This is a genomic window from Rhizobium mulingense, assembly GCF_029194105.1.
GTDB lineage: Bacteria > Pseudomonadota > Alphaproteobacteria > Rhizobiales > Rhizobiaceae > Rhizobium > Rhizobium mulingense.
This window is the reverse complement of record NZ_JARFVE010000004.1, coordinates 363,305-378,366: the sequence shown is the minus strand read 5'-3', so window position 1 is coordinate 378,366 and position 15,062 is coordinate 363,305. Positions and strand designations below refer to the sequence as shown.

Sequence of the window (15,062 nt, the reverse complement as noted above, 5' to 3'; positions counted from 1 at the left end):
GGCCCCCTCTCCTAATATTCCAGCGGCAGCGTCGCGTTTTCGAGCCACGTCCTAACATCGTGATCGTGGATCAGCGGCATCAGCGCTTCGCGCGTGCGGCGATGATAATCGTTGAACCAGTGCAGCTCGTCATGGGTAAGCAGCTCGGGGATGACCAGGCTGCGGTCGATCGGGCAGAAGGTCAGCGTCTCAAAACCGAGCATGGCCAAATCGCCGCCCTCGACCTCCTCGGCCTCGCGCACATAGATCAGGTTCTCGATGCGGATGCCGAAGCTGCCCGGCCGGTAATAACCCGGCTCGTTCGAAAGGATCATACCGGGCAAAAGTTCCTGCGTCGAAAGCCTGGAGATGCGCTGCGGCCCCTCGTGCACCGAGAGATAGGAGCCCACTCCATGACCGGTGCCGTGGGCGAAATCGGCCCCCGCCCGCCACAGCGCGATGCGCGCCAGTGGATCGAGGTCGCAGCCGCGCGTACCCCTAGGGAAACGCGCCGTGCTGATCTGGATCATGCCCTTCAGCACCAGCGTGAAGAAGCGGCGGTGTTCCTCCGAAACCGCGCCTATGCCGACGGTGCGGGTGATGTCGGTCGTGCCGTTGATATATTGCGCGCCGGAATCGATCAGGAATAGTTCGCCGGCCTCGATTATCCGGTTGGACTCGGTCGTCACGCGGTAATGCATGATCGCCGCATGTTCGCCCGCACCCGAAATCGTATCGAAGGAAATGTCCTTCAGCGGGTTCTGCATGCTCTGGCCGACGCGGGCGCGCGCCGCTTCGAGATGCTGGGCCGCAGCGATCTCGCTGACCGTGCCGGGTTTTTCCTGCGACAGCCAATAAAGAAATTCCACCATCGCCGCCCCGTCCTGCAGATGCGCGGCGGCCGAGCCGTTGATTTCGACGTCGTTCTTCACCGCGCGCGGCAGCTTGGCGGGGTCGATACCTTCCACAGCCTCTCCGCCCGCCTTGCGAATGATCTCGACGAGCGCATGGGAAGCGATATCGGGATCGATCAGCACGCGGCCGCCATCCCTGGAAACAGCGGCGAGCCGCTCTTCCAGAGCCGAAGGCGGCAGCTGGGTGCAGATCTGCCCGAGATAGGCCTCCGGTTCGATGCCGGTCTTGCGCTTGTCGAGAAAAAGCTCGGCCCGCCCGTCGGCATGGACGATGGCCCGCGCCAGCGGATGCGGCGTGTGCGGCACGTCGGCGCCCCGGATGTTGAAGATCCAGGCGACCGACGAGGGATCGGCGATCAGCACCGCCGCGAGCTCCTTCTTCGAAAGATTGGCGGCGATTGTCGCGATCTTTTCGCTCGCCAGCACTCCGGCCTGGGCGACATTCTGGATGGTCACGGCGCCGAGCGGCTCGGCCGGCCGGTCGCTCCAGAGCCTGTCGAGCGGATTGTGCGGCAGGAAGACGAGGTTGCCGCCAATCTCCGAAAGCGCCCTTTCCAGACGGCGCACTTCGGCACCCGCATGCAGCCAGGGATCGATGCCGAGCCGCAAGCCCTTGCCGCCGTTCGCGGCAAGCCAGGCATGCGGCGGTTCGTTGACGAGATCGCCGCCCGAAAACACCGAACCGTCGACCTGTTCGGCAAGCTGCGTCACATAGCGGCCGTCGACGAAAACGATCGCCTGCGTGCGCAGGATCAACGCAACACCCGCCGAACCGGTGAAGCCCGTCAGCCATGCCAGGCGCTCGGAGCAGGCGGGAACATATTCGCCGTTGAATTCGTCGGCGCGCGGCACGAGGAAGGCGTCGATGCCGAGCGAATCGAAAGTGGCACGCAACGCCGAAACTCGATCCTTACCGAAGTGCGGAGTGGAGGTAACCTCGAAAGACTGGAACATGCTGGAAACCCGAATGATTGAAACGAATCCGGCTAATGGGATGCCGGCCATGTTAGCGAAATTTCAATCGATGGGGAGAAAAAGCGACGAAACGAGTCGAAAGCGTTCAGCCCGCTCAGCATTTTGACAGAACTGTGGCGACAAAAGTTTATCTGGCACGCTTTATGCATTGGCCGCATGGCTCCCATGAGCAAAACCCTCTGCCTCCGCATTTCAGAATAGCTATATAGGCGCCATCGAACGGTTCGGACGAACCAGCAAACAAAGGATTTTTTTGAAATGACCGCCTCTCTCTCGCGCTTCGCATACAGCAGCCCGGTGCAGGCTGGCGAACGCCAGACCGTGCGTCACGTGATCGGCGCCCGCCGTCCGCAGAGCGAAGACAGCCTCAAGCTGCTCGGCGCCGGCCAGCGCGTCACGCGCCACCAGGGCTCCACAAGCTACGCGTTCTGAACCTGAAAGCCCGTCCGTCTCCTCCCTCCCGGACCGGCCTATTGGAATGCAGTAGAGCCCGCTCGAGCGCTCCTCCTCCTTCGAGCTCGCGGGATTGGCCGGATAGACCGGTCCAAGGCGGTGCCACTGGCACCGCCTTTTTTGTTCGGGAAATCAGGAAAGGTGGTCAAGATCGCGGTTTGCTTCCTCTTCTCCGCAGCGGGAAGAAGGTGGCCCGAAGGGTCGGATGAGAGGGCCACGCGGCACACCCTATCTAGCCTTACGCTACGCTCAGCGCATTCGCGGCTTTGCCGCTCACCCCTCATCTGCCCTTCCGGCATCTCTCCTCGCTGGGGCGAAGAGGGAGCAAGCCGCGCTGTCAGGCCCAATTTTCTACCTCGTCACGGCCGATCCAAATGGATCGTCACCCAGCCGTTTCGCCAGATGGTCCTAACGTGCCGGAGCCTCGCACCGCTATAGGCGGCAATCACCTTCCACCGCTGCGCGGCCAGAATCCCCGACAGGATCACCGAACCGCCGGGCGCAAGGTGGGCGGCGAGCTGCGGCGCCATCCGGATCAGCGGCCGGGCGAGAATGTTTGCGATGATGAGATCGAAGGGGCCGTGCTCGGAAAATGCCGTCGAATGAAAGCCTGGCGCGGTTCTGGTCACGATGCCCGAGGCAATGCCGTTACGGCGGACGTTTTCGGCGGCGACCCGTGTGGCGACCGGGTCGATGTCGGTCGCAAGCACCGGTATGTTTTTCAATTTGCGCACCGCAATCGCCAGCACGCCGCTGCCGGTGCCAAGATCGAGCGCGTTGCGCACCTGGCGCGAACGCACGACGGTATCGATCACTTCGAGGCAGCCGGCCGTCGTGCCGTGATGGCCGGTGCCGAAAGCCTGGCCAGCATCGATCTCGATGGCGATATCGCCGGGACGGACCTTGTCGCGGTCATGCGAGCCGTGCACCAGAAAGCGCCCTGCCCTGACGGGCTTCAGCCCCTCCAGCGACCTCACCACCCAATCGACGTCGGGAATGACCTCCCGCAGCAACTGCGCATCAGGAAAGGGGCTTTTCAGCGCCGTCTCGACACGGGAGCGCACCCGCGCCTCGTCCTCTGCCATCATGTAGACGGAGGCTTCCCAGATATCCCTCTTCTCATCGACCTCAGTGGTGCCGATGGCAAAATCTTCTTCGCCGAAGACCTCGCTGAGAAGGTCGAGAATCTGTTCGGCCTTGCTCTCGGTCGTCGATACGTAAAGGCGGATTTCACTCACGATAGGCGGTCTTTCCCGTTTCCGTTGCCCGCCACCGGTCGGGCCAGCGCCCTATCACGCTGAAGCCGTCACCCTTTGTTGACGAGATTCTCCAGCTTCTTTACCGCCGTGTCCGGGTTTTCGCCATAGGCGATCGTTCCGGAAAACCGGCCGGCCGAATCGAGCAGGAAAACCGAGGCGGTGTGGTCCATCGTATAGGCGCCGTTCGGCTCCTTCTCATCGACAGGCACCTTCTTTGCATAGACGCGGAACCCCTTGATGACTTCGGCGATCTTCTCCGGCGGGCCTGAAATGCCGGTGATACGCTTGGACACATTGGAGACGTACGCGTTCATGATTTCGGGCGTGTCGCGCTCGGGGTCGACGGTCACGAAATAGGCCTGCAGCTTGCCACCCGAGGGATCGACCTTCTCCAGCCATCCGTTCAGTTCGAACAGTGTCGTTGGGCAAACTTCGGGGCAATGGGTGAAGCCGAAGAACAGTGCTGTCGGCTTGCCGCGCAGCGCTTGCTCGGTGATCGGCTGTCCGCTCTGGGACACCAGGGTGAAGGGCACGCCGAACGGCGCCTCCGCTACGACATCGGAAGACTTCTTGGGATAGAGCGTGATTGAGCCGAGAACGCCGGCAACGATCAGCACGGCGACCCAGATGACGATACGAAATGTCTTCATTTTATGAACCTCGATCGCGACGCGCTTGCGCGTTCCGCGTGATTATAGTCTTGGCCCCATACACGCAATTAAAGAATATGTTTTCTGACCCGTGATTAATTGTCTCATCGGATAGGGAAATCGCTTGCGGAACATCAGCCCGCCCCCTTGGCAAAGGTCAAACTATCTCATGTTTTGAATAACATGCTTCGCAGCGTGGCAGGCAACGGCGAAAGACATATCGTTAGGAAAGACTTAAGCCGTCATATCTATATTTAACGGTGCGTGCGGCCCATCATGCCGTTCTGACATGAAGTCTGCCGAGTGGCGAACCCCCGGACGTCCGCATGAGGGTAGGTAAAACATGAACCCAAGCGGTTTGTGGAGGGGGTTTTTCATGACGAATTCAGCAGTGCCTAAGAGCCTGTCGGTCAGCCAACGGCTCTGGACGCTCGGCGGCGCGGCCTTTCTCGGGTACGGAACGATGCTCGGCGTCGGCTGGTACGAAAATGCGCGGGTTGACGCCGGCCTGCGCCGTGCCAGCGAGATCCAGGCAAGCGTCGACCGTGTCGACGAAATGCGGCTTGCCAATCTGACGCTGGTGCTGGCCGCCATGGACGTCATCGTCGACAAGGACGACAAGGCGGTGCCGCCGGAACGCATCAAGCTGATCGGCAACTCCCTGACCACGCTTTCCAAAGGCGCCAAGGATATGCGCCTGCTTGCAGAAGACATGAAGGCCGGCGCGCTGCTGACGAGCTACGACGCCGACGTCGCCGACATGGGCAGGGCGATCCAGACCGACCTAATCGCGCTGGTTCAGCAGGGCGCATCCGACGCCGAATTTGACAAGATCGACGACAAGATCGACGGCGCCGGCGAGAATCTGACCCAAACCCTCGACGAGCTCGCCGCCGAAGGAGTCAACTACGCCCACCATCATGTCGAAGCCGCCAATGCCATATCGCAGCGAGCTCTCTTCCTGCAGATCGGCCTCGGCGTCCTAGCGATCCTCTCCATGGGCGTGCTGCAATATATCCATGGCGGCTCGATCCGCCGCGGCATCGGTGCCGTGCGCGAAAGCATGCAGCGCGTCATGAACGGCGATCTTGCCAGCGACATTGGCGAAAAGAACCGCGGCGACGAGATTGGCGAAATGGCCCGGGCTGCCGATGCCTTCCGGCTCGCCGCCATCGAGAAGCGCGACCTTGAAGTACAGACCCAAACAGACCGCCAGCGCAGCGATGCCGAGCACCGCGCCCGCGAAGCCGCCAAGTTTGCCGACGCAGAGGCGCTGAACGCCGCCGTCGCCGCTCTCGGCGCCGGCCTCACCCGTCTGTCGGGTGGCGACGTCGCCGTTACGATCGACCAACCGTTCCGCGAGGAACTGGAGCGTCTACGCCTGGATTTCAACCAGACGACGGCGACGCTGCGCAAGGCGATGAGCGACATTGCCCTCAACAGCAGCTCGATCGAAGCCAACAGCCGCCAGATGCGCGCCGCCGCCGACGATCTCGCCAAGCGCACCGAGCAGCAGGCCGCGTCTCTCGAAGAAACGTCGGCGGCCCTCGACCAGATCACCGCTACCGTCCGCAACGCGACCAACCGCGCCGAGGAAGTCGGCCACATGGTCTCCCATACCCGTGAGAATACCGCGAAATCCGATCTCGTCGTCGGCGATGCGATGGCCGCCATGCAGCGAATCGAAGGCGCTTCCCGAGAGATCGGCAAGATCATCAACGTCATCGACGAGATCGCTTTTCAGACAAACCTCCTGGCGCTCAACGCCGGCGTCGAGGCGGCGCGTGCCGGCGAGGCCGGTAAGGGTTTCGCCGTCGTAGCCCAGGAAGTGCGTGAACTCGCCGGCCGTGCGGCGGGCGCAGCCAAGGATATCAAAGCCTTGATCGAAAAATCCGGCGCGGAAGTGAAGATCGGCGGCGAACTGGTGACAGCCGCTGGTGAAGCGCTTCGCCAGATCGGCGAAGATGTTCTGCGCATCGACGAACATGTTAAATCAATCGTAACCTCTGCGCGCGAACAATCTGTCGGACTGAACGAAATCAACACGTCGATCAGACAGATGGATCAGGTCACGCAGAAGAACGCGGCCATGGTTGAAGAGACGAACGCCGCAAGCCATACGCTCGCCATCGACGCGGAAAACCTGACGCAGCTGATCAAGCAGTTCAAGACCGACGAGGGCATGAGCGCCAGGCAAACGCCGCGAGAGGCAACCGCCGCTTCGCATTCGAGACCTTCTCCCGCGCGTAGCCTGATCGGCAAGGTCGCGGGCGCATTCAACGGCGGTTCTGCCGCCAAAGTCATCGCCTCTCCCGCCGGGGACAACTGGGAAGAATTTTGACCATGAACAACAACACCATCAAGCAGTCGGGCGCATATCTCGAAATCGTTTCGTTCCACCTGGGTGATCAGGAATTTTGCATCGACATCATGGCCATCCGCGAAATCCGCGGATGGGCGCCGGTGACGCCGATGCCGCATACTCCGCCTTACGTGTTGGGCCTCATCAACCTGCGCGGCGCGGTGATCCCGGTCATCGACATGGCCTGCCGCCTCGGCATGAAGATGACCGAACCTTCCGAGCGCTCAGCGATCATCGTCACCGACATCGCCGGCAAGCTGGTCGGGCTGCTGGTCGAGCAGGTTTCCGATATGATGACCATCAAGAGCGAAGACCTGCAACCGCCGCCGGAAATCATCCCCGAAGCCCAGCGCGCCTTCTGCCGCGGCATCGTCGCACTTGAGAAGACCATGGTCTGTTTCCTGAACCTCGATACCGTCATTGCCGACGAGTTGAACCAGGCGGCTTGAGATTTATTTGGAAAATGGAATGCGAAGGCCCGGCTCGTCCGGGCCTTTTTGTTTGATGCGCCTGGCATGGTTCCGATCTTCGAAAAACCCCTCCCCACAAGGGGGAGGGACTACCCTGTGACTCCGCCGCGCTCCTCCCGAAACATCGAAGATCTGGAGAGCCGGTGCGGCAGGTTAAGCCCCTCCCCCTTGTGGGGAGGGGTTTGGGGCGGGTCTTCAGCAACGAGGACCAGATATCCGACGTGCTTGGCCCTACGGCTTCCCATTCTTCCAGGTTACGTTCTGCCCATAGAGCGGAACCGTCGAAATCGACATCTTCGCCGAGCCATCCGTCAGCTCCCGGGAATGGGCGAGGTAGATCAGAGTGTCGTTCGCCTTGTCATAGATCCGGTTGACGACCAGTGTCTTCCAGATCAGCGACATGCCTTGGCGAAACACCTCGCTGCCGTCCTTGGACAGGTCGATATTGCCGACCTCGATCGGCCCCGTCTGGCGGCAGGCGATGGAATTGTTGGACGGATCTTCGAACCAGTTGCCGTTCTTGAACCTGTCGATCAGGCTGCGATCGAAATAGGTGACGTGGCAGGTAACGCCCTTGACCTCGGGATCGGAGAGCGCCTCGACGATGATGTCGTTGCCGATCCAGTCGACGCCGACCTTGCCGACGACTTCGGCCGAGACGGCGCCCGCTGAGAGCGCGAAAAGAGAGAGGGCAGCAAAGAAAAGATTGCGCGGCTTGAACATGGCGGCTCCCAGGAGCGCCGCGCGTCCGACGGGACGTGCCAAAGGCGCTCTATCGCTTGATCGGCGCTTTCTAGATAAGTACGCGCTCATGCTTTGCAAGAAACCGCTCAGGGCTTCCGGCACGTGCAGGGCGCATAACCGCGGGCCGTCAGCCGCCCCGGCGTCATGCCGATCAGCGCCGGGATCGCCTCCACCGCTTTCGCCTTGACCGCCTTCGCCATCTCGATCGCCGCTGCGGCGCAGACCGCCGCATCCTCGGCGGCGTTGTGGTGCATGAAGCGCAGGCCGAGATGTTCGGCGATCAGGTTCAGCCGGTGTGACAGGAAATGCGGCCAAATCCGCTGCGCCATCTTCAGGCTGCAGAGATAGGTGAGTTCGGGATAGGATTGCCGATAGAAATCGAGGCTCGCCCGCCAGACGCTGAAATCGAAGGCGGCATTGTGCGCGATCATCGTCGCGCCCCTGAAATCGTCATGGAACTCATCCATCACCTCGGGAAACTCCGGCGCGTCCTCGACATCTTCCGGCCGAATGCCGTGAATGGCTATGTTCATCCCGGAAAAGCGCATGTCGCGGGGCCGGATCAGCCGTTCCTCGACGCGTGTCACCCTGCCCTCCTCGATCCAGGCAAGGCCGACGGAACAGGCGCTGCCGCGCTGCTCGTTCGCCGTCTCGAAATCAATCGCAATGGTCTTCAATGCTGCCTACCGAATCGTTTCCCCGGCCAGAGAAATACCGCCGCGCGTGCGGTCGCGCAAATTGCACACGCCCTGTGGTTGACATTTCGGCGAACATATCCAAGATTGCTACCCATGATCAGTTCCGTGACCATGGCAGCGCTCATCCATCACACCACGACCCTTGCAGGGTATGCGGGAGCAATGGCGCGTTAACAGCGATCCGATCATCCCGAAACCCTGCCGAGGCGAGCAGGGTTTCGAAACCGGCTCTCCTCCTGAACCCCAAGGAGAGCATCCAATGTCCGAAAATGAAGAAAAGGAACCGAACCGCCGAGCGCGGCTGCCGGACGGCATCCTGGTGCGTTCAGTCCGCCTTTCCGACGCGGAAGAACTCACCGATCTCATGAACTTGCCGGGCTACCGTGCCGGCACGCTGCGGCCGCCCTACCAAAGGGTCGAAGAGGTTCGCAAAAATATGGAAAATCCCTCGCCGGGCGCGCTCAATCTCGTCGTCACCCTGAACGGCAAGATCGTCGGCAATTGCGGCCTCAACCGCCTCGGCGGGCGCCGGCAGCACGTCGCCAGCGTCGGCATGGGCGTGCATGACGATTTCACCGGCCGCGGTTTCGGCCGCATCCTGCTCGGCGCCATGGTCGAGGCCGCCGACGACTGGCTGGACGTCAAGCGGCTGGAACTGACCGTCTATACCGACAACGACGCCGCCATCGGCCTCTATGAGAAATTCGGCTTCGAGCGGGAAGGCCTGCTGAGGGCCTTCGGCTTTCGATCGGGAGAGTATGTCGACGCCTATACCATGGCGCGGTTGAGACCTTGAACGAACGAGGCTGACGCCCGCCGTCAGCCTCTCACCCGCTGATCAGCGCCAGCCACTCGTCCTCATCCATGGTCTGCACGCCGAGTTCGCGCGCCTTGTCGAGCTTGGAGCCGGCGCCGGGACCGGCGACGACGATGTCTGTTTTCTTCGAAACCGAGCCCGCCACCTTGGCGCCAAGGCTTTCGGCCCTCGCCTTCGCCTCGTCCCGCGTGAATTTCTCCAGCGAACCGGTAAAGACCACTGTCTTGCCGGCGACCGGGCTTCCTGCCGTCACCGGCTGTTCAGCCTCCTGCGGCGTGACTTCGTCGAGCAGGCGGCCGATCACCTCGACATTGCGCGGCTCCTTGTAGAATTCGACCATGGCTCGCGCCACGACCTCGCCGATGCCCTCGATGGCGTTGAGATCGTTCCAGGCGTCGCCGGAAAGCGGTGCTGCTTCCTTCATCGCCGTCGCAAAGGCTTCGTAGGTGCCGTAGGAGCGCGCCAGCAGCTTAGCTGTGGTCTCGCCGACATGACGGATGCCGAGCGCATAGATGAAGCGGTGAAGCGCAATGCTGCGTCGTTCGTTGATCGCTGCATAGAGCTTGCCGACACTGACTTTGCCGAAGCCGTCGATATTCTCCAGCTTGGTCAGCGAGTCCTGCTGCCGTTTCTCCAGCGTGAAGATCTCGGGCGCCGTGCGGATCTGCAGCGACGGATCCTCGTTTTCGAAAAAGAAGTCGACCTGCTTGGAGCCGAGCCCCTCGATATCGAAGGCGTTACGCGAGACGAAGTGCTTCAGATGCTCCGTCGCCTGCGCCCGGCAGATGAAGCCGCCGGTGCAGCGGCGCACCGAATCCATCTTGCCGGTCTTCTCGTTGACCTCGCGCACGGCATGCGAACCGCAGACCGGGCAGGTCTTCGGAAACTCGTACGAGCGGGCGTCGGCGGCGCGTTTTTCCATCACCACGTCGAGAATTTGCGGAATGACGTCGCCGGCGCGCTGGACGATGACCGTATCGCCCTCGCGGATGTCATGTTCCTCCGGCCGGACGCGCTCGCCGCTATTGCCGATGCCTTTGATGTAATCTTCGTTGTGCAGCGTAGCATTGGTGACGACCACACCGCCGACCGTGATCGGCTTCAGCCGCGCCACCGGTGTCAGCGCGCCGGTGCGGCCGACCTGGATTTCGATCTTCTCGACCTCGGTGAAGGCCTGCTCGGCCGGGAATTTGTGCGCCGTTGCCCACCGCGGGCTGCGCGAGCGAAAGCCGAGGCGCTGCTGCAGTTCGAGGCTGTCGACCTTGTAGACGACGCCGTCGATGTCGTAGTCGAGATCCGGGCGCTTCAAACCGATCTCGTCGTAATGCGTCAGGATATCGGCGACGGAATTCAGCCGCTTCATCAGCGGGTTTACGGGAAAGCCCCAGTCCTTGAAGGTCTGCACCATGCCGAATTGCGTATCTTCCGGCATCTCCGACATCTCGCCCCAGGCATAGGCGAAGAATTTCAGCTTGCGGCTCGCCGTCACCTTGGCGTCCAGCTGCCGGAGCGATCCGGCGGCCGTATTGCGCGGATTGACGTAGGTCTGCTTGCCCTCCGCCTCCATCTGCCGGTTGAGAGCCAGGAAATCGCTTTTGGCCATATAAACCTCGCCGCGGATTTCCACCACGGCGGGAACGCCCTTCGGCAGCTCGTTGGGGATCTCGGCGATCGTTCGGATGTTGGCGGTGACGTTCTCCCCCGTCGTGCCGTCGCCGCGCGTAGCGGCTGTTACCAGCCTGCCGTTTTCGTAACGAATGGACATCGACAGACCGTCGATCTTAGGCTCCGCGGTAAAGGCGATCGACTGGTCCGGCAGGCGGCCGAGGAAGCGATAGACGCCGGCGACGAAATCCTGCACGTCCTCCTGCGAAAACGTGTTGTCGAGCGACAGCATCGGCCGCGCATGAATGACCGGCGAGAAGGTGACGGAAGGAGCGGCTCCGACATGCCGCGACGGGCTATCCTCGCGGATCAGCTCGGGAAACCGCGCCTCCAGCGCATCGTTGCGGCGCTTCAGCGCGTCGTAATCGGCATCCGATATCTCCGGCCGGTCCTTGCCGTGATAGAGCGCATCGTGATGCGCGATTTCCTTTGCCAGCCGCTCAAGCTCGGCGGCAGCCTCTTCGATCGTCAACGCGTCGACGGCGGAACCTTCGGTGGACATGCAACCTCACTCCAGGGAATCTGGCCAGAAAATCTGCATTGTTTTTAGACCAAAATTTCCGGATGAAAAGAGAGAGCGGATATGCTGCATGCCGGATGGCGCGGGCTATCGGACAGGGCCGCCCACCTCTCCGCCTCATCTCTGTGTTCGTCACAGGGATCCAGCCACGGCGCGTCTGCGCGGTGAATGACTCTCATACAGGCAAGAAGTCTCTCGCGCTCAAGGACTTGGGCGCGCTGGAATCCCTGTGACGAGCACAGGGATAAGGGAGATTGGGGTCACCGTTCGCGACAAATTCATATGTGTGGGACGCTTGTCATGGCCTCCGGCCCGGCGGGTCTGACCGGCCTATTCCCAGTCTCGCGCATTCCGCAGCCGAATGCCGCTGACATGCAGGCCGGTGTTCCAGAGGTCCTTCAACGGCCGCAGGTTATCGACCACCCGGAGATCCACCTGGCGTGGCGCAAACTCCTGGTCGAGCTGCGACATGGCGGTCCGCTTGACAGGAACGACGCGTCTGCTGGACACCCACATGCCTGCATCCTTGAGCTCTTTGAAGCCGTCGGACGCCATTTCATAGCGGTGGAGGGTCTCCACCTCGAGCCTTTCCAGCCAATGACGCTCGACGAAGGCAACGGCGCGCCAATCACCGAGCCAGCGCCGGCGTTCGGCCTCGGGCGTATCCGGCGTCCCCCACAGTAGGATACGCGGACAGTCTCGCGGAAAGAGGTACATAAAGTCATGATCGCCTTCGATCGCCCAGACGAGCGGGTCATTCAACCATTCCCGACCAACCGGGCGAACCGAGGGAATGAGAACAGGGCGCGGCTCGAACACCGCGATATCGGGATCATCGCTGAAATGGAAAAGACGCATGGCAAAGGATTACCACTGATCGGGACTTCTTGTCACCGCAACCGGCCGGCCGATCAGCCGTTGCCGGCCAGCAGCCGCTTCGCCGCCGCCCTCGCCTCTTCGGTGACCGAAGCGCCGGCGAGCATGCGGGCGATTTCTTCGGTGCGGTCCGTCTGCGCCATCGTAGCCACGCGCGTCGCGATCTTTTCCGAACCGTCAGTCGTCGGCCCTTTGGAGATCAACAGATGCGTTGCCGCCCTTGCCGCGACCTGCGGTGCATGGGTGACCGACAGCACCTGGACACGATCGGAGAGCCGCTTCAGCCGCTGGCCGATCGCATCGGCCACCGCACCGCCGACGCCGGTATCGATTTCGTCGAAGACGAGCGTCGGCGCCGATCCGCGATCGGCGAGCGCCACCTTCAGCGCCAGCAGGAAACGCGACAGTTCACCGCCGGAAGCGACCTTCATGATCGAGCCTGGCCGCGTGCCCGGATTGGTCTGCACATGGAACTCGACGACGTCGATGCCTTCTGCCAGCGCCTCCTGCGCATCGGTGGTGATCTCGACCATGAAACGAGCGCGTTCGAGCTTCAGCGCCGGCAGCTCGGCCATGACGGCCGCGGCCAGCGACGTGCCGGCATGATGGCGCTTGTCGGAGAGTGCGCGTGCCGCGGTATCGTAATTCTCCCGCGCCAGGCCGACCTCGGCTTCCAGCCGCGCAAGCTTCTCTTCGCCTGCATCGAGATCGGCAAGATCGGCGATCATGCGGACGGCCAGCGCCGGCAGCTCGGTGACCGGCACGGAATATTTGCGCGAAGCGGCCCGGAGCGCGAAAAGTCGCTCCTCCACCCGCTCCAGCTCGCGCGGATCATATTCGGTCTTGCGTAGCGCCGCCTCGACTTCCATCTGGGCGTTGGAAAGCTGATCGAGCGCGGCATCGAGCAACGTCACAGTGTCTTCGAGCAGTCCCGGCGCCTCATGGCTCTTGCGCTCCAGCCGGCGTACCAGCGAGGCGATATGGGGCACCGGCGAGGCATTGCCGTTCAGGAATTCGGAGGCTTCGGCGATGTCGCCGGCGATCCGCTCGGCCTTCATCATCTTCTGCCTGCTTTCGGCGAGTTCGTCCTCCTCACCGTCCTGCGGCGAGAGTTTCTCGAGCTCTTCGACGGAGGAACGCAGATAGTCGGCCTCGCGCGCCGCGCTTTCCACCTTCTCGCGATGCTTCTTCAGGGTCCGCTCGCTGTCGCGCCACAGACGATACAGCCGGGAGACTTCTGCAACTTCATCGGTCAGTCCGCCGAAGGCATCGAGAAGGGTACGATGGGCGTTGGTATCGACCAGGGCGCGATCGTCGTGCTGGCCATGGATCTCGACCAGCATCTGGCCGGCCTGGCGCATCAGTTGCACGCTGACCGGCTGATCGTTGACATAGGCCTTGGTGCGCCCGTCTGCCGATTGCTGCCGGCGGAAGATCAGATCGCCCTCGTCGTCGATGCCGTTTTCACGCAGCAGCGCACGGGCGCCGTGATCCATGCCGACGTCGAACACGGCCGTCACCTGGCCCTTATCTTCGCCATGGCGCACCAGGCCGCCGTCGCCACGCCCGCCGAGCGCCAGCGACAGACTGTCGAGCAGGATGGATTTGCCCGCCCCAGTCTCGCCCGTCAGCACGGAAAGGCCGGTCTCGAAGGCAAGATCCAGCCGCTCGATCAGGACGATATCGCGGATCGAAAGCTGGATCAGCATTGGACTTAGGAACCGAGCAGGAGTTTCTTGCCTGCCGCAGCGATCCACGAGCCCTTGTTTTCACGCGGCTCGGCGCCACCGGTCTGCAGCAGCTTGTAGGAATCGGCGTACCACTGGCTGTCGGGATAGTTGTGACCAAGAACGGCTGCCGCGGTCTGAGCCTCGTCGACGATGCCCATCGCATAATAGGCCTCGACGAGACGGGCGAGCGCCTCTTCGATCTGGTTCGTGTTCGGATATTTCTCGACAACGATGCGGAAGCGCGAGATCGCGGCGAGATATTCCTTCCGCTCCATGTAGTAGCGGCCGATCTGCATTTCCTTGCCGGCCAGCTGGTCGCGCGCATAGCGGATCTTCGCCTGCGCGTCGTCGACATATTCGGAGTTCGGGTAATTGTCGACGACAGCCTGCATCGCCTCGATCGTCTTGGCCGAGGCGCGCTGGTCCTGCGTCACGTCGACGATCTGCTTGGAATAGGTGAGGCCGATGAGATACTGTACGTAGGCGGCATCCTGGGACTTCGGATATTGCGCCATGTAGCGGTTGCCCGACGCGAGCGCATCATCGAGCTTGCCCTGGCGATATTTGACGAAGGTGCTCATCACAAGCGCCTTGCGCGCCCACTCGGAGAATGGGTTCTCGCGGTCGATGGCGTCGAACTTGCGCGCCGCTTCCGCCATGTTGCCGGCCTTCATATTGGCAAGGCCCTGGGTGTAGAGCACATCAGGCGGATCTGTTTCGAGGCCGAGCTTGGTGATGTCGATATCGGGGTCCGACTGGCAGCCGGATATCGAGGCGCCTGCGCTGAGCACCAGAAGCGATGCGAACAAAGCGCGCGCTGTCTTCATCATACCTTCAGATCCTGCATAAGCCATTCGAAAGAACCCCACTGCCGCCGCCCGCTCCACGGCAGCCACGCCTCGCTGGCGTTTCTAGCCACAAATGTGCATCGAGAGCAACGCAATGATAAG

At 62.0% G+C, this 15,062-nt stretch carries 13 protein-coding genes; 4 read left to right on the top strand and 9 right to left on the bottom strand.

From position 1 onward, the window contains the following. Positions 1 to 11 precede the first annotated feature (11 nt). Positions 12 to 1,847: an aminopeptidase P family protein gene (locus tag PYR71_RS10705; RefSeq protein ID WP_275619315.1), complete on the bottom strand. Its 1,836-nt coding sequence runs from the start codon at positions 1,845 to 1,847 to the stop codon at positions 12 to 14. A gap of 279 nt (positions 1,848 to 2,126) precedes the next feature. Here PYR71_RS10705 and PYR71_RS10700 point away from each other — a divergent pair, with 279 nt between their 5' ends. Further along, the gene (locus PYR71_RS10700) at positions 2,127 to 2,300 is read left to right on the top strand and encodes a hypothetical protein (RefSeq protein WP_275619314.1); all 174 of its coding nucleotides are present in this window, start codon (positions 2,127 to 2,129) and stop codon (positions 2,298 to 2,300) included. A gap of 380 nt (positions 2,301 to 2,680) precedes the next feature. On the opposite strand, the gene PYR71_RS10695 is transcribed toward PYR71_RS10700, so the two are convergent. Together PYR71_RS10695 and PYR71_RS10690 are read right to left on the bottom strand one after the other, a co-directional pair. Continuing rightward, entirely contained in the window at positions 2,681 to 3,559 is an 879-nt protein-coding gene (locus PYR71_RS10695) for a 50S ribosomal protein L11 methyltransferase (protein ID WP_275619313.1), read from the bottom strand. Positions 3,560 to 3,627: 68 nt separating this feature from the next. Further along, positions 3,628 to 4,230 (bottom strand): SCO family protein, encoded by a 603-nt coding sequence (locus PYR71_RS10690; protein WP_275619312.1) that lies wholly within the window; start codon positions 4,228 to 4,230, stop codon positions 3,628 to 3,630. Positions 4,231 to 4,606: 376 nt separating this feature from the next. Between PYR71_RS10690 and PYR71_RS10685 the strand changes: the two genes are divergently transcribed. Then, positions 4,607 to 6,571, top strand: coding sequence for a methyl-accepting chemotaxis protein (locus tag PYR71_RS10685; protein WP_275619311.1), 1,965 nt, complete (start codon positions 4,607 to 4,609; stop codon positions 6,569 to 6,571). 2 nt (positions 6,572 to 6,573) lie between these two features. Beyond that, positions 6,574 to 7,041, top strand: coding sequence for a chemotaxis protein CheW (locus tag PYR71_RS10680; RefSeq protein WP_183912719.1), 468 nt, complete (start codon positions 6,574 to 6,576; stop codon positions 7,039 to 7,041). A gap of 252 nt (positions 7,042 to 7,293) precedes the next feature. On the opposite strand, the gene PYR71_RS10675 is transcribed toward PYR71_RS10680, so the two are convergent. Next, the gene (locus PYR71_RS10675) at positions 7,294 to 7,785 is read right to left on the bottom strand and encodes a CreA family protein (RefSeq protein WP_275619310.1); all 492 of its coding nucleotides are present in this window, start codon (positions 7,783 to 7,785) and stop codon (positions 7,294 to 7,296) included. Between the two features lie 107 nt (positions 7,786 to 7,892). Next, positions 7,893 to 8,483, bottom strand: coding sequence for a 3'-5' exonuclease (locus PYR71_RS10670; RefSeq protein WP_275619309.1), 591 nt, complete (start codon positions 8,481 to 8,483; stop codon positions 7,893 to 7,895). 280 nt (positions 8,484 to 8,763) lie between these two features. Here PYR71_RS10670 and PYR71_RS10665 point away from each other — a divergent pair, with 280 nt between their 5' ends. Further along, positions 8,764 to 9,300, top strand: coding sequence for a GNAT family N-acetyltransferase (locus tag PYR71_RS10665; RefSeq protein ID WP_275619308.1), 537 nt, complete (start codon positions 8,764 to 8,766; stop codon positions 9,298 to 9,300). Positions 9,301 to 9,331: 31 nt separating this feature from the next. Here PYR71_RS10665 and ligA read toward each other — a convergent pair whose 3' ends face one another. The 4 genes from ligA to PYR71_RS10645 form a co-directional block, all read right to left on the bottom strand. After that, positions 9,332 to 11,488, bottom strand: coding sequence for an NAD-dependent DNA ligase LigA (gene ligA / locus PYR71_RS10660; RefSeq protein ID WP_275619307.1), 2,157 nt, complete (start codon positions 11,486 to 11,488; stop codon positions 9,332 to 9,334). Positions 11,489 to 11,836: 348 nt separating this feature from the next. Next, the gene (locus PYR71_RS10655; protein ID WP_275619306.1) at positions 11,837 to 12,364 is read right to left on the bottom strand and encodes a DUF6886 family protein; all 528 of its coding nucleotides are present in this window, start codon (positions 12,362 to 12,364) and stop codon (positions 11,837 to 11,839) included. A 53-nt stretch (positions 12,365 to 12,417) separates the two neighbouring features. Next, positions 12,418 to 14,091, bottom strand: coding sequence for a DNA repair protein RecN (gene recN, locus PYR71_RS10650; protein ID WP_275619305.1), 1,674 nt, complete (start codon positions 14,089 to 14,091; stop codon positions 12,418 to 12,420). 5 nt (positions 14,092 to 14,096) lie between these two features. Continuing rightward, positions 14,097 to 14,966, bottom strand: a complete 870-nt coding sequence (locus tag PYR71_RS10645) for an outer membrane protein assembly factor BamD (RefSeq protein WP_183912705.1) — start codon at positions 14,964 to 14,966, stop codon at positions 14,097 to 14,099. Positions 14,967 to 15,062: the final 96 nt, after the last annotated feature.

Coding starts and splice junctions, on each gene's coding strand:
- PYR71_RS10705 (WP_275619315.1), bottom strand. CDS start 1,847: ATGTTCCAGTCTTTCGAGGTTACCTCCACTCCGCACTTCGGTAAGGAT.
- PYR71_RS10700 (WP_275619314.1), top strand. CDS start 2,127: ATGACCGCCTCTCTCTCGCGCTTCGCATACAGCAGCCCGGTGCAGGCT.
- PYR71_RS10690 (WP_275619312.1), bottom strand. CDS start 4,230: ATGAAGACATTTCGTATCGTCATCTGGGTCGCCGTGCTGATCGTTGCC.
- PYR71_RS10685 (WP_275619311.1), top strand. CDS start 4,607: ATGACGAATTCAGCAGTGCCTAAGAGCCTGTCGGTCAGCCAACGGCTC.
- PYR71_RS10680 (WP_183912719.1), top strand. CDS start 6,574: ATGAACAACAACACCATCAAGCAGTCGGGCGCATATCTCGAAATCGTT.
- PYR71_RS10675 (WP_275619310.1), bottom strand. CDS start 7,785: ATGTTCAAGCCGCGCAATCTTTTCTTTGCTGCCCTCTCTCTTTTCGCG.
- PYR71_RS10665 (WP_275619308.1), top strand. CDS start 8,764: ATGTCCGAAAATGAAGAAAAGGAACCGAACCGCCGAGCGCGGCTGCCG.
- ligA (WP_275619307.1), bottom strand. CDS start 11,488: ATGTCCACCGAAGGTTCCGCCGTCGACGCGTTGACGATCGAAGAGGCT.
- PYR71_RS10655 (WP_275619306.1), bottom strand. CDS start 12,364: ATGCGTCTTTTCCATTTCAGCGATGATCCCGATATCGCGGTGTTCGAG.
- recN (WP_275619305.1), bottom strand. CDS start 14,091: ATGCTGATCCAGCTTTCGATCCGCGATATCGTCCTGATCGAGCGGCTG.
- PYR71_RS10645 (WP_183912705.1), bottom strand. CDS start 14,966: ATGGCTTATGCAGGATCTGAAGGTATGATGAAGACAGCGCGCGCTTTG.